The organism is Aeromonas sp. TECH754 (assembly GCF_056279295.1).
The window spans coordinates 315,299-335,111 of the sequence record NZ_JBWBRA010000001.1; the positions used below are offsets into that span (position 1 = coordinate 315,299).

15 protein-coding genes and 2 pseudogenes are annotated in these 19,813 nt (G+C 63.5%); 3 read left to right on the forward strand and 14 right to left on the reverse strand.

Going from position 1 to position 19,813, the window contains the following annotated elements:
• Positions 1 to 42: 42 nt before the first annotated feature.
• The 4 genes and pseudogenes from ACZ9IL_RS01430 to ACZ9IL_RS01445 all read right to left on the reverse strand — a co-directional run bounded on the left by ACZ9IL_RS01430 (position 43) and on the right by ACZ9IL_RS01445 (position 5,324).
• Positions 43 to 565, reverse strand: a pseudogene (locus tag ACZ9IL_RS01430) (GNAT family N-acetyltransferase).
• Positions 566 to 625: 60 nt separating this feature from the next.
• On the reverse strand, positions 626 to 2,356 hold the full coding sequence (locus ACZ9IL_RS01435; RefSeq protein ID WP_476001885.1) for an ABC-F family ATP-binding cassette domain-containing protein: 1,731 nt from the start codon (positions 2,354 to 2,356) through the stop codon (positions 626 to 628).
• 383 nt (positions 2,357 to 2,739) lie between these two features.
• A complete protein-coding gene (locus ACZ9IL_RS01440; RefSeq protein WP_476001886.1) occupies positions 2,740 to 3,177 on the reverse strand; it encodes a PliI family lysozyme inhibitor of I-type lysozyme in 438 nt (145 codons plus the stop codon).
• A gap of 113 nt (positions 3,178 to 3,290) precedes the next feature.
• The gene (locus ACZ9IL_RS01445) at positions 3,291 to 5,324 is read right to left on the reverse strand and encodes a M13 family metallopeptidase (RefSeq protein WP_476001887.1); all 2,034 of its coding nucleotides are present in this window, start codon (positions 5,322 to 5,324) and stop codon (positions 3,291 to 3,293) included.
• 269 nt (positions 5,325 to 5,593) lie between these two features.
• On the opposite strand from ACZ9IL_RS01445, the gene tilS reads away from it, so the two are divergent.
• On the forward strand, positions 5,594 to 6,931 hold the full coding sequence (tilS, locus tag ACZ9IL_RS01450) for a tRNA lysidine(34) synthetase TilS (RefSeq protein WP_476001888.1): 1,338 nt from the start codon (positions 5,594 to 5,596) through the stop codon (positions 6,929 to 6,931).
• Between the two features lie 53 nt (positions 6,932 to 6,984).
• Here tilS and ACZ9IL_RS01455 read toward each other — a convergent pair whose 3' ends face one another.
• Positions 6,985 to 7,878 carry a GGDEF domain-containing protein gene (locus tag ACZ9IL_RS01455; RefSeq protein ID WP_476001889.1) on the reverse strand — a complete coding sequence of 298 codons (894 nt, stop codon included), beginning with the start codon at positions 7,876 to 7,878 and terminating at the stop codon, positions 6,985 to 6,987.
• Between the two features lie 322 nt (positions 7,879 to 8,200).
• Between ACZ9IL_RS01455 and ACZ9IL_RS01460 the strand changes: the two genes are divergently transcribed.
• A complete protein-coding gene (locus ACZ9IL_RS01460; RefSeq protein ID WP_476001890.1) occupies positions 8,201 to 10,159 on the forward strand; it encodes a cation:proton antiporter domain-containing protein in 1,959 nt (652 codons plus the stop codon).
• 13 nt (positions 10,160 to 10,172) lie between these two features.
• Here ACZ9IL_RS01460 and ACZ9IL_RS01465 read toward each other — a convergent pair whose 3' ends face one another.
• From ACZ9IL_RS01465 to ACZ9IL_RS01485, 5 genes and pseudogenes are all read right to left on the reverse strand, one after another.
• Positions 10,173 to 11,318, reverse strand: coding sequence for a patatin-like phospholipase family protein (locus ACZ9IL_RS01465; protein ID WP_476001891.1), 1,146 nt, complete (start codon positions 11,316 to 11,318; stop codon positions 10,173 to 10,175).
• A gap of 173 nt (positions 11,319 to 11,491) precedes the next feature.
• Positions 11,492 to 12,340: an alpha/beta hydrolase gene (locus tag ACZ9IL_RS01470; RefSeq protein ID WP_476001892.1), complete on the reverse strand. Its 849-nt coding sequence runs from the start codon at positions 12,338 to 12,340 to the stop codon at positions 11,492 to 11,494.
• A gap of 57 nt (positions 12,341 to 12,397) precedes the next feature.
• Positions 12,398 to 12,979: a TetR/AcrR family transcriptional regulator gene (locus ACZ9IL_RS01475; protein WP_476001893.1), complete on the reverse strand. Its 582-nt coding sequence runs from the start codon at positions 12,977 to 12,979 to the stop codon at positions 12,398 to 12,400.
• Between the two features lie 300 nt (positions 12,980 to 13,279).
• Positions 13,280 to 13,381 (reverse strand): annotated as a pseudogene (locus ACZ9IL_RS01480) (DNA-binding response regulator); the annotation flags it as partial.
• 9 nt (positions 13,382 to 13,390) lie between these two features.
• A complete protein-coding gene (locus ACZ9IL_RS01485) occupies positions 13,391 to 14,035 on the reverse strand; it encodes a response regulator (RefSeq protein WP_476001894.1) in 645 nt (214 codons plus the stop codon).
• A 158-nt stretch (positions 14,036 to 14,193) separates the two neighbouring features.
• Here ACZ9IL_RS01485 and ACZ9IL_RS01490 point away from each other — a divergent pair, with 158 nt between their 5' ends.
• Positions 14,194 to 14,820, forward strand: coding sequence for a glutathione S-transferase N-terminal domain-containing protein (locus ACZ9IL_RS01490; protein WP_476001895.1), 627 nt, complete (start codon positions 14,194 to 14,196; stop codon positions 14,818 to 14,820).
• A gap of 65 nt (positions 14,821 to 14,885) precedes the next feature.
• Here the strand turns inward: ACZ9IL_RS01490 and ACZ9IL_RS01495 are convergent, their stop codons facing one another.
• From ACZ9IL_RS01495 to ACZ9IL_RS01510, 4 genes are all read right to left on the reverse strand, one after another.
• A complete protein-coding gene (locus ACZ9IL_RS01495; protein ID WP_476001896.1) occupies positions 14,886 to 17,009 on the reverse strand; it encodes an alpha-amylase in 2,124 nt (707 codons plus the stop codon).
• Between the two features lie 223 nt (positions 17,010 to 17,232).
• Entirely contained in the window at positions 17,233 to 18,393 is a 1,161-nt protein-coding gene (locus ACZ9IL_RS01500) for a hypothetical protein (protein WP_476001897.1), read from the reverse strand.
• Positions 18,393 to 18,764 (reverse strand): GtrA family protein, encoded by a 372-nt coding sequence (locus ACZ9IL_RS01505; RefSeq protein ID WP_476001898.1) that lies wholly within the window; start codon positions 18,762 to 18,764, stop codon positions 18,393 to 18,395. The genes ACZ9IL_RS01500 and ACZ9IL_RS01505 overlap by 1 nt, the downstream gene beginning before the upstream one ends.
• The gene (locus ACZ9IL_RS01510) at positions 18,761 to 19,765 is read right to left on the reverse strand and encodes a glycosyltransferase family 2 protein (protein WP_476001899.1); all 1,005 of its coding nucleotides are present in this window, start codon (positions 19,763 to 19,765) and stop codon (positions 18,761 to 18,763) included. The genes ACZ9IL_RS01505 and ACZ9IL_RS01510 overlap by 4 nt, the downstream gene beginning before the upstream one ends.
• Positions 19,766 to 19,813 lie beyond the last annotated feature (48 nt).

Consider the following 19,813-nt stretch of genomic DNA (forward strand, 5'->3'; position numbering starts at 1 on the left):
GACTCGATAGCAAAAGCCCCGCAGTGCGGGGCTTTTTGGTGATTACGGGATGCTTGGTAGGTCGCTGCGCAGCAGGGCGTAATGGCGCAGGGAGATGAAGCAGTTTCCTTTGATTTCGCACTCCCGCGCCGTGCTTTCATAGCGAAAGCCGGCCCGCTCGAGCAGGCGCGCCGAGCGGGTATTGGGCTCCTCGACCACGGCCCATAGCCGATGCAGGTCGGTCGCGCGGTAGATCAAGGCCAGCGCCTGTTGCAATGCGTCGCCCATGATCCCCTTGCCCCAATACTCGGGATAGAGCCAGTAGCCGAGCTCGGCGCACTTGTGCTGCGGGTCGGCATCGTTGTAGCCGATGGCTCCCACCGGCTCATCGGTATCCCGGCTGCAGATCAGAAACCAGGCGCCTCTGCCCGTTCGGGCCATCTCGGCATACCAATCCATCTGGGCCTGGCACGCTGCCAGGCTGTCGTAGCTGATGGATGACATCGGGATCCGACAGGCCGCGATAGATGTGGGGAAGGTCGCCGTCCTTAATGGGGCTCAGCCTGAGGGGGAATGGTGGTGGCATATGTGTCTCCCGGCGGCCATTGCTGGCCGCCCTTGAGTGGATGGGATGGAAGAGGCTGGCTCAGCGTTCGTTGAGGCCAAGATGCGCGGTGAGCTGGTGCAATTCGTCGCGCCATGCCTGTTGCAGCCTTGGGGTCTGGTGCCTGGGCCTGCGGGCGAGATCGGCGGCGAGCAAGGCCTCCAGCTCATACCAGCGCGCCAGCTGCGCCTCTTCGTCATCCCCGGTCTCGCTCGGCTGCTCGGCGGCCGCGTCGGGCGAATCGCTAACCTTGTCCTCTTCTTGCGTGCCGAGCAGTTCGGCATAGGCTCGCTCGGCGCTGTGCGCCTCGTGGATCCGCCCATCTTTTATCAGCCAGAAGCGGTTGCAGCTGCGCTCGATCAGATCCCTGTCGTGGGAGACCAGCAGCACGCCACCGGCAAACTGGAGCAGGGCCTCGGCCAGTTCCTCCTTGCCCTCCAGATCCAGGTGGTTGGTGGGTTCATCGAGCCAAAGCAGGTGATGGTTCGCCAAGGAGAGGGCGAGGAACAGCAGCCTGGCCCGCTCGCCGCCACTCAAGGCCTGCACCCGCTGGCCGTGCCGGGAGTAGGCGAAACCCGCGCGGATCAAGGACTGGCGCAGGGTCACCGCAGGCAGAGGCGCAAGGGTGTAAAGGGCATCGGTCAGGCTGGCGCCATCGTCGAGCTGCTGCAGGGCCTGATCGTAGTAGGCGATGCTGGCGCCGGGGTGGTGATACCAGCCCTCGGGTGGCACTTGTTCGCATAGCTCGCGCCAGCACTGGCGCAGCAGGGAGGACTTGCCCGTGCCGTTGGCGCCGAGCAAGGCGACCCTGTCCCCCGAGCGTAGCGAGAGCCCTTCGGCTTGCAGCAAGGGCGGCAGTCCGGGGGCTGGCCGCACGGGGAGCGAATCCAGTCGCAGCAGGGCGTCGGCGGGCAGCCCCAGCCCGTGCAGCTCGAGCCGCCAGGGGGCGCCGGCACCGACCTGACTTTGCTCCTGCTGCAACTTGACGATCCGTTTCTCCATGGACTTGGCCTGGCGCACCAGTTTCTCGTTGTCGTGCTCCCGCCCCCAGATGGCGAGGCGCTTGCTGCTGGCGCTCAGGCGATCGATCTCTTTTTGCTCGTCGGCCCGGCGCAGACGGGCATTGTCGTCCTCCTCGGCCAGTGCCAGCCTGGCCTGGCTGCAGGGCAGGGCGAAGCGATAGAGCCGCCGGTCCCGCAGGATCAGGGTGTCGCTGGTCACCCGATCGAGCAGGCGGGCGTCGTGGGATACCAGCACCAGGGCGCCGCGCCAGCCCAGCAGGAAGCGCTCCAACCAGAGCAGGGCGGGGAGATCCAGGTGGTTGCTTGGCTCATCGAGCAGCAACAGATTGGGTTGGCGCAGCAGGGCGCGTCCTATCTGCAGGCGGCTGTGCTGGCCACCGCTGAGTGCTGCCACCGGAAGCTCTGCCTGCTCGGTTAGCTGCAGCTCGGTCAGCATCTTGTCCACCTGCCAGTCGAGGCTGGGGTCGAATGCCAGGGTCTCTGCCAGCACGTCGCGGGTACTGAGTGTCTGCAACTGCGTGGGCAGATGCTGGGACACGAACTCGCAGCGGCAGGGGGCGGCTCTGTGTATACGTCCGTCTTGGGGCGGGATCTGGCCAGCCAGCAGAGCGAGCAGGGTGCTTTTGCCACTGCCATTGGCGCCGATGAGGCCGATGCGATCGCCGCTCTGGATACTGAGATCGAGGCCGTCGAATAAGGGAAGGTGTCCCGCAGTCATCTGCAGGGAATGGGTACTCATCAGGGTCGTCATGCTCTTGCTCTCTTAAATCACGGGATCGAAGATCCCTGTCATCAGGAGCGCTGGCGACAACGGTCGAGAAAGGTCTCGGTTTGAAAGGAGTCGGCTTTGCTCGAACCCGCTATCGCAGCGCGATGGTGTGCAGGCAAGAGCACTCGAATGTGCCGAACAGGCGGGCCGAGAACATCGGACACGCTTGGATAACCATTTTTTACCTCCTTGTGTTTCGTTATGGCAATGTGCGGCGATTATAGGCGCAGAAAAAATGACCGTCTATCGGGGAATGGGGGTAGGTCGGACTGAAATGAGACCCGATAGCGGTAGGCAGGAGCGTTAATCGAGGTCGTGGCAAAACAAGAGCCCCGCAGGGCGGGGCTCTTTTCATCGGGTGGGGCTCAGTCGCGTGGGGTCTTGAGCGCCTGGATCACATCGTCGGTGGGGGCCAGCCCCTCCACGTGATTGAAGCTGTCGAGCCCCTCCTGTGGATTGATGGTGAAGGCGTCGGCGCTCTGGTAACTGCCGCTGCCGGCGTTCTCGACGATGACGATGAGCTCGGGCTGCTTGTCACCGTTGAGATCCTGCAGCTTCAGCTCCCTGATGCTGCCATCCCGCGGCAGCACCTTGCCATCGATGAACTGATCCAGTGGAAATTGCGGGTTGGCTCCTGAGTAGAGGCGCACGTCGTAGCTGCCGGTGGAGGCGGGCTCGCCGTGCCCCTGGCTGACGGTGATCACCTGGCCGGAGGGCAGCGTCAGCTGTTTGAAGAAACCGTCCGCCGCCTGGGTGGTCAGGGGCAGGCTGAGCAGACCGAGAGTAATAAATAAGGCTTTCATGGATGTGACCCTTGTTGCTGCTGTTGATGGCGGGGATAAGATCCCCGCCGTATACCGGCGCTCGACACGGCTACCGACAGCCTCTGCCGACCGGTGCCATGTCGAGCGCCTCGTTACCATATCTTGACTCGCTTGGCCGGGTCCAGATAGAGCTTGTCACCCGGCTGGATGTTGAACGCCTCGTAGAAGGCGGGGATGTTCGGTACCACGCCGTTGACCCGATACTCGGGTGGGGAGTGGGGATCCGAGGAGAGCAGCATCTGCATCAGCTCGGGTCGGTACATGCCCTTCCACACCTGGGCCCAGCCGAGGAAGAAGCGCTGCTCACCGGTGAAGCCGTCAAGCACCGGTGCCTCCTTGCCATCGAGGGACAGCAGGTAGGCCTTGTGGGCGATGGTGAGGCCGCCGAGATCGCCGATGTTCTCCCCCAGGGTGAACTGGCCGTTGACGTACTGGCCCTTGATGGGTTCGAAGCGGTTGTACTGGGCCACCAGCCGGCTGGTACGGGTGCGGAACTCCTTGAGATCCTGCGGTGTCCACCAGTCGCGCATCAGGCCGTCACCGTCCGACTTGGCACCCTGATCATCGAAGCCGTGGCCCATCTCGTGGCCGATCACGCCGCCGATGGCGCCGTAGTTGACCGCATCATCCGCCGTCATGTCGAAGAAGGGCGGCTGCAAGATGGCGGCCGGGAACACGATCTCGTTGTTGCTCGGGTTGTAGTAGGCGTTCACCGTCTGCGGCGACATGTGCCACTCATCCCTGTCCACCGGCTTGCCGAGGCGTGCCAGGTTGTCGGCGTATTCGAAGGCGCGCGCCCGCTGCAGGTTGCCCATCAGATCATCGGCGCGGATCTCGATGGCGCTGTAATCCTTCCACTTGTCCGGGTAGCCGATCTTGGGTCTGAACTTGGCCAGTTTCGCCAGTGCCTGGGCCTTGGTGGCCGGCGACATCCAGTCCAGCTCCTCGATGCTCTGGCCGTAGGCGGTGCGCAGGTTCTCCACCAGCTGCTCCATGCGGGCCTTGGCCTCTGGCGGGAAGTAGCGCTCCACATAGAGCTGGCCGATCGCTTCACCCAGGTTGTTGTCCAGCACGCCGAGGGCGCGCTCCCAAGAGGCGCGCTGCTTGGGGGTACCGCTCAGGGTGGTGCCGTAGAACGCGAAGTTCTGGGCATCGGTCTGGCTGTCGAGATAGGGGGCGTAGTCGGTGATGAGGTGCCACTTGAGGTAAGCCTGCCAGTCCCCGATCGGAGTCTGCCGCATCAGGCCATCCAGGGCCGCCAGATAGCTCGGCTGGCCGATGACCAGACTGCTCTGGTCGGTGAGACCGGCCTGGCTCAGGTAGCTGCTCCAGTCGATGCCGGGGGCGAGGCGCTTGAGCTCGCTCACCGGCCCCTTGTTGTAGTTCTTCTCCCGATCCCGCAGGGCCACGTTGTCCCACTGGATCTGGGCGATCCGGGTCTCGAGGGCCAGGATGCGCTTGGCCTTGGCCTTGGCATCCGCCTCCTCGAAGCGGCTCAGCATGGCGGCGATGTGCTGCTCGTATTTCTGGCGCAGTGCCTCGCTGGCCGCATCTGTCTTGAGGTAATAGTCCCGATCCGGCAGGCCGAGCCCGGATTGGTAGAGGTAGACCGCATAGCTGTCCGGTGCCTTGGCGTCGGCGCCTATCCAGAAACCGAAGGGCGCATCGCCACCGCTGCGGCCGGCCTGGGCAAAGGCCCTGGCCAAGGCACTCTTGTCGCGGATCTGGTCGATCTCGCCGAGCAGGGGCAGCAGCGGAGCCGTGCCTCTGGCATCCCGGGTCCCCTGATCCAGATAGCTTCGGTAGAGATCGTGGATCTGCTGGGCCGGGGAGCCCTGAGCTGCCGACTTGCCGTCCAACCCTTCCACCAGCACGCGCACGTCGGCCAGGGATTTGTCCCGCAACATGTAGAAGGCGCCATCGGCGGGCCTGTCGTCCGGGATCTTGGCGGTGCCGAGCCAGTGGCCGTTCACGTAGCGGAAGAAGTCGTCACCGGGTTTGACCCGGGTATCCATGTTGGCCAGCGCGAGGCCGGAGTGCTTGCTGCCGTTGTCCGGTGCCTGACTGCAACCGATCAGCAGGGCCAGCCCGATGAGGCCAGCCAGTATGCTCTTCTTATTGTTCATTCTGCTTTGTTCCAATTCGGGTTATTCCGTTTCCCTGGCATGCCGGGAGGAGCCTCACTCTAGCAGCCGGCTCGGGGCTTGATAAGCCTGACGGAGCCATCGGCGGCCTGCCCGGGAGCAATCCGGGGATGCAGCGGGATCATATGCTGCTCGGAATCGACGGCCATTGGTATAAAATCCAGTTCCTGTGGGGATCCCAACTTCCGCGATGAACGCACTTGAGCGTCGGCGCGGGTTGCCGGATCGACTCTAGCATGTTGGGGAAGCCAATGATTTCTCGTATGTATTCTCGCTTTTGTCAGACTCTGCCAGCACCGGAAGGTTCCAATGGCATGCTGGTGGCCTTCAGTGGCGGGCTCGACTCCACCGTCTTGCTGGTGCTGGCGGCGCAGTTTGCCCGCGAGCAAGGGCTGGCGCTGCGCGCCCTGCATGTCCACCACGGCCTGAGCCCCCATGCCGATGACTGGGTGCGTCACTGCGAAGAGGTGTGTCAGCAACTGGCGGTGCCGCTCATCGTCGAGCGGGTGCAACTGGTGCGCGGCAATGGCGAGAGCCTGGAGGCCCAGGCGCGCAAGGTGCGCTACCAGCGCCTCGCCGCCCGACTGGGAGAGGGGGAGTGGCTGCTCACCGCCCACCATCAGGACGATCAGCTGGAGACCCTGCTGCTGGCCCTCAAGCGCGGTGCCGGGCTGCGGGGGCTGGCGGGGATAGTGCCGAACCAGCCCTTTGCTGGCGGTCGCCTGCTGCGCCCGCTGCTCGAGGTGAGCCGCGACGAGCTGGCGGAGCTTGCCGCCACGCTGCCCTATGGCTGGGTGGAGGATGAGAGCAATCAGGATCTGGAGTACGACCGCAACTTCCTGCGTCAGCAGTTGATCCCCCGGCTCAAGGCGCGCTGGCCCGCCATGGCCCAGACCGCGGCGCGCAGCATGGCGCTGTGCGCCGAGCAGGAGGCGTTGATCACCGAGCTGGCCGAAGCCGACTGGCAGAGTGCCGGGGAGGGGGAGGCGCTGCACATAGCGCCGCTGCTGGCCCTGTCGCCGATCCGGCGCAACAACCTGCTGCGCCACTGGATCCGTCTGCAGGGGGAGGAGATGCCGTCACGGGAGCAGCTCGGCCTGCTATGGCAGGAGGTGGCGCTGGCCCGGGAGGATGCCAATCCCTGCCTGAGCCTGAAGACGCAAGACTGCCGCCGTTTTCAGGGGCGACTCCATCTGGTGCGGCCTGATCTCGCGCCGCGTCAGGAGGTGCTGCCGATCCGGATCGGTGAAACCATCCCATTGCCGGACGAGCTGGGGTTGGTCAGCCTGCTGTCGCACTCGACCGGGGAAGGGCTGCGGCTGCCGCGCGGGGACGAGCCGCTCACGGTGCGCTTCGGGGTGGCGGCGGGCAGCATGCTCAAGCCGGTGGGGCGTAGTGGCAGCCGGCGGCTGAAGAAGTTGCTGCAAGAATACGGGGTTCCCTCCTGGCAGCGGGGTCGCATCCCCATCCTCTATTACGGCGAGCAGGTGGCGGCGGTGGCGGGGCTCTTCATCTGTGACGGTTTTCTGGCGCCGAAGGGAGGGATCGACTGGCATTGGCAGCGCGCCATCATCCCCGACAATCTGTGAACAACGCCTTCACGACGCCCACCTTCTTGCGGGCGTGAGAAGGGTATCCGCTGTCAGTCGATCAGCCCGGCCTTCTTGCGAGAGTAGAGATGGGCATCCGCCGACTCGTACAGGCTCTGCACATCCAGCCCTGAGTGCCAGCTGGCGGCCCCCAGACTGCAGCCTACCGCGAAGGCACTGAGCTCCTTGTGGCTGTGCAGCACATGTTGCAGCCGTAGCCAGACCGGGCGCCAGGCCTCGGGCTCGGCCGGTTGCAACAGCAGAGCAAACTCGTCGCCCCCGAGGCGAAACGCCTGATCCGTGCTGCGGATGCAGCTCGTGAGCAGCTGGGCGAAGCGGCTGAGCACCAGATCCCCCACCGGATGACCCCAGGTGTCGTTCACCTGCTTGAATCTGTCGAGATCCAGCAACACCAGCACCAAGCCATGAGACTCCCGGCAGTGCTGCTCGACCGCGCGGCCGATGGCCTCGTCGAAATAGGAGCGATTGCCGAGCCCGGTCAGGTGATCGAGCCGTACCTGCTGTTCCAGCCCGTCCAGACGCAGATAGAGTGGCAGCGGCAGACAAAGCACCTGGTGATACTGCTGCAGGATCCGCTGCTGGCTGCAGCTCATGGGTTGCTCCAGCTCGTATTGCAGCTGGCCGAGCCGCAGATCGTGCTGGCCGCGCAGCTCGAAGCTGTAGCTGTGCAGCACCTGCCTGGCCTGGGGAGGATGAGAGATGAGGGCATGGGGCTGGTCGGCGTCAAAATAGAGGGTCTGGATCCGGACAATGCTTGCCGCCCGCTCGGCAAAGATTGCCAGCAGTGCGCCAAGATCCCGTTGTGCCAGCAACTGCTCGAGCAACAGGTTGCGATCCTGGCCGGCCAGCGGCGAGAGCCGCTCCATCTGCTGGACCCACTGCTCTATGCCATGCCCGAAGCCATTCAATGACGATGTGTTTTCCACGTTGCAGCCCTTCGACCTCTCCACTCATTGGCGCTTTGCCTGCAATCCTTGTGCCCAAAATATGCGCGATGAGAAACAAGAGGCTAACTAGGCTTAATGAAATAAAAAGAGAGGAAAAAGGGGCCATGGCGTCCGGTTTTTTCCTCTCGGTGATCCCGCCGGAGGGGGCTAGTGCCTCCATTTCAGCTCGAAGCATTCGGCTTGAGAAGAAAGAGGTGGAGAGGTATCGAGCGCTTGATAGGGGGACATGGTGCCAGGTGACGGTGGGTGGCAGCGTGTTATGTCGCTGGGTGTTGCATCGGTAGAGAGAAGGGAGGGAAAAGTGTATGCAGATGTGTTGATCCTGCTGCTTGCCGCCGTCCTGTTGGTGGCGATCTTCCGGCGTCTCGGTCAGCCGGTGATCCTCGCCTACCTGTTTACCGGCATGCTGCTCGGCCCCCACGGGGTGGCCATCGTCACCGGCCAGGCCATGATGCAGACCATAGGGGAGCTGGGCATCGTTTTCCTGATGTTCTCCCTCGGCCTCGAGTTTTCGCTGCCACGGCTACTCTCCATGCGCAAGCTGGTGCTGGGGGTCGGCGGCCTGCAGGTGTTGCTCACCACCTCGTTGTTTTTCGGGCTCGCCTGGTGGTGGGGGCTGAGTTTGCCCCAGGCGCTGGTGGTGGCGGGCACCCTGGCACTCTCCTCCACCGCCGTGGTGATCAAGCAGCTTGGCGAACTGAAGCAGATGCACACCCGGCGTGCCCAGCTCGGGGTGAGCATCTTGCTGTTCCAGGATCTGGCGGTGGTGCCGCTGCTGGTGATGATCCCCATCCTGGCCCGGCCCGAGGTGCAGGGCAGCGCCCTGCTGGCGGAGATCGCCTGGGCCTCCCTCAAGGGGCTGATCGCCCTGTCCGCCTTGCTCGCCGTGGGAAAATGGCTGCTACCCATGGTGTTTCACGAGGTGGCGCGGGCACGCTCCGACGAGCTGTTCGTGCTCAGCGCCCTGCTGGTGGCCCTGCTCGCCGCGTCTCTCACTCAATGGATGGGGCTCTCCATGGCGCTCGGGGCCTTCCTGGCCGGCATGATGCTGGGGGAGTCCCACTATCGCCATCAGCTGGAGGTGGACATCAAGCCGTTTCGGGATGTGCTGATGGGGCTCTTCTTCATCACCATCGGGATGACCATGGACTGGCAGTTGGTGGCGCGCTTCTGGTGGCAGGTCATCGCCTGCGTGCTCGGGCTCATCCTGTTCAAGTCCTTGCTGGTGTTGCTGGCGGGTCGGCTGATGGGGGAGCGCAAGCGCGATGCCATGGCGGCCGGCATCATGCTGAGCCAGGTCGGCGAGTTCGGCTTCGTGCTGCTGGCGCTGGCGAGTCACCACGGCCTGCTCAGCCAGCAGCAGGTCTCCTTGCTCATCGGTATCGGGGTCACCTCCATCGCCCTGACCCCCTGGCTGGTGCAGCAGGCGCAGTGGCTCGCCCATTCCCTCACCGACACGGCGCTGCTCTCTCGCTCCGAAGTCGCCCAGTCGGGCCTGAGCAAGCATCAGCATGTCATCATCGCCGGCTTCGGGCGCACCGGGCAGACCTGTGCCCGCTTCCTCAAACTCGAGGAGCTGCCCTTCCTCGCGCTGGATCTGGATCCCGAGCGGGTGAGCGAGGCCAAGCTGGCGGGGGAGCAGGTGGCGTTCGGCGACGCCAGCCGGCGCGACATCCTGCTGGCGGCCGGCCTGATGCGGGCACGGCTGGTGATCATCACCTTCGACGATCCCAAGCGGGTCGATGCCATGCTGATGCTGGTCCGGGAGTTGGCGAGCGGGGTCAAGGTGTTGGTGCGCACCCGGGATGACAGCTTCCTCGAGCGCTACAAGCAGGCCGGGGCTTTCGAGGTGATCCCGGAATCCCAGGAGGGGGCCCTGATGCTGGTGTCCCACCTGCTGCTCAACTGCGACATTCCCATCGGCCGGGTGATCCGGCGCATGGAGCACGAGCGCAGCAGTCAATACCGCTTCCTGCACGGTTTCTACTGGGGGGATCAGAGCGCCAGCAATCTGGAGACGGATCAACAGCTCGAGCGCCTGCACCCCGTGCTGTTGCACGATCAGGCCTGGGCGGTGGGGCGTCCGGTGCGGGAGCTGGCCCTGCCCCTCGGCGGGGTGCGGATCAAGGCGATACAGCGTGGGGACAAGAGTCTGGAGCCCAGACCCGAACTGAGGCTGGTCGCAGGCGACAGGCTGGTGCTGTTTGGCAATGCGGTGGCGATGGAGCAGGCCGAGCAGCGGCTGCTGGAGGGGCACTAGGCGCCCCCCGCCTTCAAGCCTCCTCGCGCACCCGCTCGGCGATGTCCAGAAAGTTCTCAATGCGCTGACGCTCGTTCAGCGCATCCTGATAACCCAGTTTGATCAACTGCTGGCAGTAACCCGGATGAAACATCAGGAAGCTCGCCAGGCTGCTGCTCTCGCGGCCGTTCACTCCCAGCACCCGCAGCAGTCGGCGCAGCTGGGTCGGCAACTTGTGCAGGTAGTCGAGGGCGATGAGATCCAGATCCTGGCTGGGCCTTATCACGCAGGTCTCCACCTGGCGCAGCTTCAAGCGATTGCGCTCCCGCTCGGGGATGAGCGACAGGGTCTGGTTGATGCGACCTAGCCGTTCCAGATCCGAGTTGAGGGTGTCGGAGAAGACGGTGTTGAGCAGGTGGCCGGCGATGTTGGAGCTGGTCAGGTGCCCCTGACGGGGAGGCAGGCCTCCCTGGGGGGGCGAGTCCAGAGTTACCAGCAGGATCCGCTCCGCCCCCAGGTGAATGGCGGGGCTCAGGGGGCTCAGCTGGTGGATGGACCCATCCCCGTAGAAGCGCTCGCCGATGCGGGTGGCCGGGAAGACGAAGGGCAGCGCCGCGGAGGCCAGCAGGTGATCCGAGGTGAGCAGGGTGCGCAGGCCGCGCCGCCGCGCCCGCTCCCAGGGCTGGTGCTCGGCCCGGCCCTGGAAGAAGGTGGTGGAGAGACCGTCGTCATAGTCGGAGGCGGTGATGGCGATGGCCTCCAGGCTGCCGTAGAGGATGTTGTCATCGATGCGGTGATAGTCGATGAGCTGATCCAGCAGGCGGCGCAATGGGGCGTTGTCGAACAGGTGGAAGGCGCGGTTGCTGTCCGGGCTGATGAGGCCGGCCGAGCCCTGATAGAGGGTGCGCCACAGCAACTGGCAGGGGTGGAAGTCGAAGATGTGGTGGGTCTCGAAGCGGCGCCAGACCCACTCCAGTTTGCGTACCCCCAGATGAAAGCAGGAGGCGTAGCAGGCCAGCGCTGTGATGTTGAGCGCCCCAGCCGAGGTACCGCACAGTATGGGGAAGGGGATGCCGAGATTGCGGGGATAGAGCTCGGCCACTGCCTTGAGGACACCGACCTGATAGGCGGCGCGAGCACCACCACCGGTCAACAGGAGAGCTGTACTGGGTCTGGCCATGATGCTGTCCTTATTGTGATAGCGCCACGGCTGATCAAAGGAGGTCGGCCATGATGAAGCGCCTTATTGTGATTGCAAGGGCGGGTTGCCACCGCGCAATTTAACTATAAGGCGCTGTATCAAATATAAAAATGGGTCGACACATCATTTTTTATGGCGGCCGCGGGGCGTGATCAGGCCGGCTGGATCAACTGATCGAAGGCGGCGAACACCGGCGGGCTGGCGAGGATGCGACCGTGGCCGAGGCCACGGGTGCTCACCAGCCGGGTGCGGCCATCCTGGGCCGCGCGCAGGGAGTCCTGATGGGGGGCGAATCTGTCTTCCTCGTCGTGGACGATGAGCGCCAGCCCTGCGCGATCCGCGAGTCGACCGAGGGGATCCACCGTGCTGAGAGGATGCTGGTATTCGTGCTCGATCTCTTTGACCACCGCATCGAACAGCCGGATGGAATAGCCGGAGCGCGCCACCATGCCGTAGAGCTGGGGCACGTAGTCGAGCACCGGCGAGATGAGCAGCAGCGGCAGCTTGTCGAGGGCGGGATGATGGCTGGCGAGGGTGACGGCGCCCCCCATGCTGTGGGTGATGACGCCCTCGATGGGGCCGAAGCGCTCGAGCAGCTCATCGAAGGCGCGCACGAAACGGGGCAGGTGCCCGGTGTGGCCCTCGCTCTGGCCGTGGGCGGGATGATCGTAGGCCAGCGCCGTGAAGCCCTGGGCGGCGATATGCGCCATCAGCGGGTAGAACTGGCTGGCGCTGCCGGACCAGCCGTGCATCAGCAGCCAGACCGGCCCCTGACCGAGCCGGTAGCTCATCAGGTTCCCTTCGCTGGTGTGCACCGCTTGCTGTACCACCCCCGCAGGGGCGGCGGCATCGCGGCCGGGCCGCTGCGGGGTCAGTAGCAACTTGCTGGCGGTGCGCCTGGCGTGGGCGGGGGCCAGCGCGTGGTGCAAACGGGTGCCAAGCCCCAGCAACAATTTGCTCGGGCTGAAGCGGCGGGTGTTGAAGTAGATCTTGCTGCTCATGGTCATCCTGTCGTTTTTATGTGCGAACGGTCGTGCTTTTTATCGCGTTTTTAAAAGCTAGTGCCAGCTCATCAGCAGATTTTCCACCTCGGGCCAGAAGTGGCGGGCCGGATCCTGACACAAGTCCAGCGCGTTGAACACCTGATCTCCCAGATAGAGGCCATAGAGCCGGTAGACGGCGCGCCAGGGATCGAGATCGCTGCGCCACTCACCCCGGGCCTGGCCCTGCACCACCTGACGGGCCAGGTAGTCGAGCCAGAAGCGCACCAGCCGGCGGGCTGCCTGCTGCACTTCCCCCTCCTGGGCCGAGGTCCAGGCGTCGAGGAACATGCAACGGCCGGCGAAACTCTGGTTCCAGGCCAGCCAGGCCTGGAGCAGGGCGAGCAGCTTCCCTTGCTGGCTCTGGTGCTGCTGCTGGCGCACCGGCTGGATCACCCGCTCACGAAACACCTCGGCGGAGTAGGTCAGCACGGCTATCTGCAAGTTGTCGCGGGACTGGAAGTGAGCAAACAGGCCGCTCTTGGACATCTCGCAGGCGCTGGCCAGCGACCCTATGGTCAGGCTCTCCAGCCCCTGCTGGCTGGCCTGCTCGAATGCCGTCTGCAAAATACTCTCGCGGGTCAACCGGCCCTTGCTCATCACGCGCTCCTCGATGTTGTCAGCAGCATAAAGTACGACCGTACTATTTGTCGAGCAACAAACAGCCCGAGAGACTGCTTATCAAGCTCGGCTGCCCATCTGCTGCAGCGCGATCACGGCCTGGGTGCGATTTTTGACGCCGAGTGTGCGGAAGGTCGTGGTGATGTGGATGTTGATGGTCGTAATGACTCAATCGTCTTTGATACCCATCTGCTGCAGTGCGATCACGGCCTGGGTGCGATTTTTGACGCCGAGTGTGCGGAAGGTCGTGGTGATGTGGATGTTGATGGTCGTAATGACTCAATCGTCTTTGATACCCATCTGCTGCAGTGCGATCACGGCCTGGGTGCGATTTTTGACCCCGAGTGTGCGGAAGGTCGTGGTGATGTGGATGTTGATGGTCGTAATGACTCAATCGTCTTTGATACCCATCTGCTGCAGTGCGATCACGGCCTGGGTGCGGTTCTTGACCCCGAGTTTGCGGAAGATGGCGGTGATGTGGGCCTTGATGGTGGCCTCGGAGACGTTGAGCTCCCAGGCGATCTGCTTGTTGAGGCTGCCGTCCCGCAGCATGATCAGCACCTTGTACTGCTGGGGGGTGAGGCTGGCCAGCTTGCTCGCAAAGTCGGGGCCATCCTCGGACTCGGGATGCAGGGAGATCCCCTCCGGTATCCAGTTATCCCCGCCGATCACCGTATTGAGGGCGCTGACCAGCTCCTTCATGGGCACGGACTTGGGGATGAAGCCGAGCGCACCGAGCCGCAGCACCTGCTGAATGATGGCGGGATCTTCCGAGGCGGAGACCACGACGATCGGCAAGTCCGGGTATTGACCGCGCAGATAGGCGAGCCCTTCGAAGCCATTGGCCCCCGGCATCTTGAGATCGAGCAGCAGCAGATCCACCTCGGGATGCTCTCCCAGCAGGCGGGTCAGGCTGTCGATGGAGTCGGCTTCCAGCAGATGGGCCTCGTCGATGGCCATGTGCACCGCTTGATAGAGGGCGCCCCGAAACAGGGGGTGGTCATCTGCGATGACGATGGTAAATTGGCTATCCATTGCTCACATTATTGCTAACTGATTGTTTTGAAAAATCAAACTAGCACCGCGCCCCTGAGGGGTCAAACCCGCAGGTGTGCAAATGTGAGGCGACCATGAGATGTCGTGCCAACAGGGCCGATACGGGGTCATCAACAACCCAAGCAGGAGGCATAAAAATGGGATCCTTGGTATTGACGGTGGGCACCGGCTCCACCTGGGCGATGCGGGCGGCGCTGGTGCTCGGCCTGAGCGGGCTGATGTGGCAGGAGCAGGTGTTCGATCTGGAAGACGCCAAGGCGCTGGCACGGCTGAAACGGGTCTCGCCGACCGGGCTGGTGCCCTGGCTGGATCATGGGGATCTGCGCATTCACGACTCCCTGGCCATCGCCGAATACCTGCATGAGCTGTGCCCGACGCGGCGACTGTATCCCGCCGATCAGGCAGAGCGGGCGTTGGCCCGCAGCCTGTGCGCCGAGCTGCATTCGGGCTATGGCCAGATCCGCAGCCGCCTGCCGTTCTTCCTGGGGGCACCGACCCAGAATGAGCCGCCGGTAGAGACTATCACCGAGCTGGCTCGCCTGCAGACGCTCTGGGCCCAGGCGAAGGGATCCTTCTATTTCGAGGAGGCGGGGATCATCGACGCCTTCTACGCGGTGATGGCCTACCGGTTGGCGAGTTACGGCATTCAGCTGCCCGGTCAGGCCGGGGCTTATCAGCAGGCCCTGCTGGCCTGGCCCCTGTGGCAGGAAACTCTGGTCAAGGCGCGGCTGCAGTGGCCGGAACAGGCCCGCCAGCCAGCCTGAGGTGCGAAATATGAAGGGGAGCCGATGGCTCCCCTTTTTGTCTTCTTGTCAGGCTCGTTGCCGGGTCACTTCTGCCGCCCGGCGAAGACCACCACCACCTTGTCGGCCCCCTTCTCGCGCACGAAGCTGTAAGGGGCATCCGAGAGCTTCTGGTGGCTGCCCGCCGCCACCGCCGGGTGGGCCGCCCTGAACTGGCCGAGGCGCTGCCAGTGTTTGACCAGCTCGGCCTTGTCACCGCTCGCCAGCTCCTGCCAGTTCATGTCGCTGCGCACGCTTTGATCGAACACGCCCCCATCCTTGGCCAGGCCGCGACCGGACTCGTCACCGTAGTAGAGCTGGATGCCGCCCGGCAGCAGCATGAAGCTGTTCGCCACCCTGCGTTGCAGCGGCACATCCTGATAGTCGCCGAAGAACAGCTTGGTGTCGTGGGAGCTGATGTAGCTCAGCACGTTGAACTCGGGATCCTGGTTGATGCGGCTGGCGTAGCTGGCATAGGTCGGCTCGGCACCGGCCATGCACTGGGCCTGGGGCAGGGCGAACTCACGCTGATAGTCGAAGTTGATCAGCGAGTCGAAGCCGTTTTGATACCAGAAATCCTTGGCGACCCCGTGATCCCAGACCTCGCCCACCATGTAGAACGGCAGCGCATCCAGGGCCTTGGCCGGGTTGGCGGTCTTCCACTCCTTGAGTGCAGCGGTGCCTTCCTGCTTGAGTTTGGCCCAGACCGCTGGCTCCAGGTGCTTGACGGTATCGGCCCGGAAGCCATCGATGCCAAAGCGTCGCACCCAGTCGGTGTGCCAGGCGATGAGGTAGTCGCTCACGCTGGCATTGGGCAGCGGCTTGGCCCGGGTATCGCCCTTGTGGGCGAGCAGGGGGGGCAAGCCTACCGGCTTGCCGGACTCAGTCAGGAAGTCCGGCAGCCCGGCCACCGAGCCGGTCACGTCGTCGGTGCCGGGTTGCGGATAGCCGGGCAGCCCGGCCCGTACCCAGTCAGGGCCCCACCACTTGTTCCAGTTCGAGGACTGGTAGTCGATGAACTGGTTGTAACCATGCCAGTTGAGGCCACCGCTCGGGCGCCAATCGTTCCAGCGGCTCGGTAATTTACCCGTGTTCCGGGCCAGATCTTCCAGCCCCAGATCCTGCAAGTCGGCCAGGGTGGCGTAACCGGCGTGATTCATTACCACGTCGAGTATGATGCGCATGCCGCGTTTGTGGGCCTCGTCCACCAGCGTCTTGAGACTCTCCTCGTCGCCGTAGTTGGGGTCAATCTTGGTGAAGTCCAGCGCCCAGTAGCCGTGGTAGGCGTAGAAGGGGAAGTTGCCCTGCCCACCGCCGCCGATGAAGCCGTGCACCTGCTCCACCATGGGGGTGATCCAGATGGCATTCATGCCGAGAGACTTGATGTAGTCGAGCTTCTCGGTCAAGCCCTTGAAGTCGCCGCCGTGCCAGGTGGCGACCTCGTCCTGACCATCCTTCTGGCGGCCGAAGCTGTGATCGTTGGTGGGATCGCCGTTGTGGAAGCGGTCGGTCAAGAGGAAATAGACGCTGGCCTGATCCCAGCTGAAGGGCTCGGGCTGGGGCGCCGCTACGGGCTCGAGCAGCAGCAGGCCGCCACTCTCTTTCGATGGGGTCAGCGTCAGCTTGCCCTCCTTGACCACAGCCTCCTGTTTTGAGTAGGCATCCCGCAGTTTTGTGCCATCCGGCCAGACCCCTTTGAGCGAAACGGTGACCGGGCCGCCATCCCAGGCGATGCAGGGCTCCTCGGGGGGCTGGCGTTTGAACTCGCTCTTCTTGGTCGCCCGCAAGACCTTGAGGCTGGGGGTATCCGGGTTGAAGGTGAACTCATAGTCCCCCGCCAGCATCACTCTCAGGGTGAAGCTCTGATCCTTGGCGCACTTGTCCATGGGCTGGGCCGTGCCGAACGGCAACGGCTTGGCCTCGCTCGGGCCGAAGCTGGTGCCGCAGCTGTTGGCGGCGTCGCCGATGCGGATCTGGTGGCTGCCCTTGTCAAGCTTGTGGGTCAGGCTGACGGTGCCCTTGTCCAGCACCAATGCCTCTGCCACCGGCTTGCCATCCACGTAGAGGTGCACCGTCGGTGCGGCCAGGGCCTGGCCGGCAAACAGTGGCGAGGCAAGCAGGGCGAGCCACAGGGGTGAGCGGCGGCGATCGAGGCGAACAGAGGGGCGCATAAGCCATTCCTTGAGCAGAGGGTGAGCAATCCGGGTTCCGTTAAGGCACTCATTCTAGGGGGCATGGCGAGGGGAGATGGATCGGCAAAATCCCGATTTGTGAGGTCAGTTCAAATGGTTACGTTTTCAAGGGAGGCAAAGTGTGATGCCTGCCGTACTGGTCTCTGGACGAGCCCATAAAAAATGCCGGTCGATTGACCGGCATTGTTAGCTGAGGGGTTCGTCAGACGGTAAAGAACTTGAAGTTGACGAAGGCCACCGCGATGAAGGAGGCAACCATGCCGCTGACACACAAGATGGCCGGGCGGATGGCAGGCCAGCGATGGGCCAGCAGGACGATGGCCAGGAGGGTCGGGTAGAGGCCGAACATGTAGCGCGGCATTGCATTGAGCCCCGTCATCAGCGGTATGGTGGTGCAGATGAACATCAGGGTCGCCTCGGCCCAGCGCTTCTGGCTGAACAGATAGCCGTTCAGACACCAGCCGAAGATCACCATGATGGAGAGGTAGGCTTTGCGTCCGCCGAGCTCGAAACCGCTCAGCCACCAGTCGAGCGGGCTGTCCATGTAGCGGCCCCAGGCGACCTGGATGTGCTTGAAGGCGAGGGCATCTCCGGTCAGGTGGTAGAGATAGACCATGTAGGCGAACAGGCCGAACGGGATGACCCAGAGGGTGAACACCACCTTGAAGGCCCGCTCGGTGAAGCGGAAGAACTCGCGCCAGCCATAGGCCTGCAATGCCAGGATCAGCACCGGGAACACCATCATCACCCCCAGGTTGCGAGTACCCGAGATGAAGACGCCGAACAGGGCCACCATCAACCACTGTTCCCGATAGGCGAACAGGAACATGCCCAGCATCAGCGCCATGAACATGGGCTCGGTGTAGCCGGACACGAAGTAGGCGGAGAAGGGGGAGAAGGCCAGCAACCAGACCCCGAAGCGGGCGCTGTCATCCCCCAGCTTGAGCTGGCGCAGCACCAGCAGCATCAGCGGCAGGCTGAGGAAGAAGGCGATGTTGGCCACCAGCATCAGGCCGATCAGGCTCTCGATGTTGAGCAGGCTGGAGAGTGCCCCCGAGATCATCGGGTAGAGCGGCATAAAGGCCCAGTTTGCCGCGTTGCCCTTGCTGAGCCAGCGCGGATAGAGGTCATAGCCGTTCTCGATGATGCGCTGGAACCAGACGCAGTCGAACTGGCAGTAAGCCTGCAGGGGGCCTATGTCGGTGGTGCCGTAGAGCTGGACGCCAAAGTAGCCCATGCCGTAGAGGGCGGCCCGGCTCAGCACGAAGGCGGCGATGATCATCAGCCAGTCGCGACCGCTGATCCGTAAAGAAGGACGATAGGGACCCGCGGTGGCGGGAGTCGGCATAGTCATGTCATTCATCAGGCAAATACCCAGACGCGAGAGAGGATATAGGTGAGCACGGTCACCGTCAGGGTGGCGATCACCACGGGCAGCAAGCCGGAAAGGCCCGCAAACAGCAGGCCGCTCAACAGCAGGTTACGCACCGCCAGCGAGAAGAGCGCCACCAGCAGGAACTTGCCGGCCGCTCCCTGCTTCTGGAAGGTGATGTAACGATGACCAAAGAAGGAGAACCAGAACGCCACCGCGAAGGCCAGGGTGGTGACCAGGTGTTCCGAGATGGTGGGCCAATTGCGAAACAGCGCGAACGAGGTGCCAAGGTCGACGAGGGTCGCTCCCCCGCCGACGAAACCGAAGCGAACCAGACGCCAGAATTCCTCACGGGAGATCATTGAGGCGTCGGCTCCTGCTTGTCGGCTTCTTGTGCCTTGTCTGCCGCCGGTTGGGCATATTGGCCATAGACCCCTTCGATGAGGTAGACCGGGCGTTGCTTCACCTCGACGAACATGCGGCCTATGTATTCGCCGATGATGCCAAGAGAGAGCAGCTGGATGCCGCCGAGGAACAGCATCACCGACATCAGCGAGGCGTAACCGGGCACGTCGATGCCGAAGAACACCACCTGGGTGATGATCTTGAGGATATAGAGGAAGGCGATGAGGGAGACGCCGACCCCTACGTAGCTCCACACCCGCAGCGGCCAGCTGGAGAAGCTGAGCAGACCGTCGAGGGCGAAGTTCCACAGTTTCCAGTAGTTGAACTTGGTCTCACCGGCATGACGGGCGGGACGCTCGTAGGGTACGCCGACGGCGCGGAAGCCCGCCCAGGCGAACAGGCCTTTCATGAAGCGGTTGCGTTCCGGCAACTGCTTGATCGCCTCGACCACCTTGCGGTCGATCAGACGGAAGTCACCGGCGTTCTCCGGCAGCTTGGTGCTGGTGGAGAGCGCGTTGAAGAAGCGATAGAAGCCACCGGCGGTCAGGCGTTTCATCGGGGTGTCGGCACTGCGATCGACCCGGATGCCGTAGACGGTGTCGTAGTCACCGGTCTGCCACAGCTTGACGAATTCCAGGATGAGGGCGGGGGGATCTTGCAGATCCACGTCCATCGGCACTATGGCATCGCCCTTGGCGTGATGCAGGCCGGCGGTCATGGCCGCCTCCTTGCCGAAGTTGCGGGCGAGGTTGACCAGGGTGACACGGGGATCGCGGGCGATGGCCTGCTCGACCACTTCGCGGGTGCGGTCGCGACTGCCGTCGTTGACGAACACGATTTCAAGCTGGTCTTTGAGCGGGGCCAGTTCGTCATCTATCGCGCTGATGAAGGCGTCAATGCTCTCTTCCTCGTTATAAACGGGCACGACCAGAGAGAGTCGAAAATCGGCACGGGACATGGGAACTTCCTTATTAAAGAATGATTTGATAAACCAGATTCTTAGTTT

What these genes read in the sequence shown, in the direction of transcription:
- ACZ9IL_RS01470 (WP_476001892.1), bottom strand. Translation starts at nt 12,340, where the DNA reads ATGAGCAGCAAGATCTACTTCAACACCCGCCGCTTCAGCCCGAGCAAA.
- ACZ9IL_RS01510 (WP_476001899.1), bottom strand. Translation starts at nt 19,765, where the DNA reads ATGTCCCGTGCCGATTTTCGACTCTCTCTGGTCGTGCCCGTTTATAAC.
- ACZ9IL_RS01485 (WP_476001894.1), bottom strand. Translation starts at nt 14,035, where the DNA reads ATGGATAGCCAATTTACCATCGTCATCGCAGATGACCACCCCCTGTTT.
- ACZ9IL_RS01435 (WP_476001885.1), bottom strand. Translation starts at nt 2,356, where the DNA reads ATGACGACCCTGATGAGTACCCATTCCCTGCAGATGACTGCGGGACAC.
- ACZ9IL_RS01500 (WP_476001897.1), bottom strand. Translation starts at nt 18,393, where the DNA reads ATGAATGACATGACTATGCCGACTCCCGCCACCGCGGGTCCCTATCGT.
- ACZ9IL_RS01475 (WP_476001893.1), bottom strand. Translation starts at nt 12,979, where the DNA reads ATGAGCAAGGGCCGGTTGACCCGCGAGAGTATTTTGCAGACGGCATTC.
- ACZ9IL_RS01490 (WP_476001895.1), top strand. Translation starts at nt 14,194, where the DNA reads ATGGGATCCTTGGTATTGACGGTGGGCACCGGCTCCACCTGGGCGATG.
- ACZ9IL_RS01445 (WP_476001887.1), bottom strand. Translation starts at nt 5,324, where the DNA reads ATGAACAATAAGAAGAGCATACTGGCTGGCCTCATCGGGCTGGCCCTG.
- ACZ9IL_RS01495 (WP_476001896.1), bottom strand. Translation starts at nt 17,009, where the DNA reads ATGCGCCCCTCTGTTCGCCTCGATCGCCGCCGCTCACCCCTGTGGCTC.
- tilS (WP_476001888.1), top strand. Translation starts at nt 5,594, where the DNA reads ATGATTTCTCGTATGTATTCTCGCTTTTGTCAGACTCTGCCAGCACCG.
- ACZ9IL_RS01465 (WP_476001891.1), bottom strand. Translation starts at nt 11,318, where the DNA reads ATGGCCAGACCCAGTACAGCTCTCCTGTTGACCGGTGGTGGTGCTCGC.
- ACZ9IL_RS01505 (WP_476001898.1), bottom strand. Translation starts at nt 18,764, where the DNA reads ATGATCTCCCGTGAGGAATTCTGGCGTCTGGTTCGCTTCGGTTTCGTC.
- ACZ9IL_RS01440 (WP_476001886.1), bottom strand. Translation starts at nt 3,177, where the DNA reads ATGAAAGCCTTATTTATTACTCTCGGTCTGCTCAGCCTGCCCCTGACC.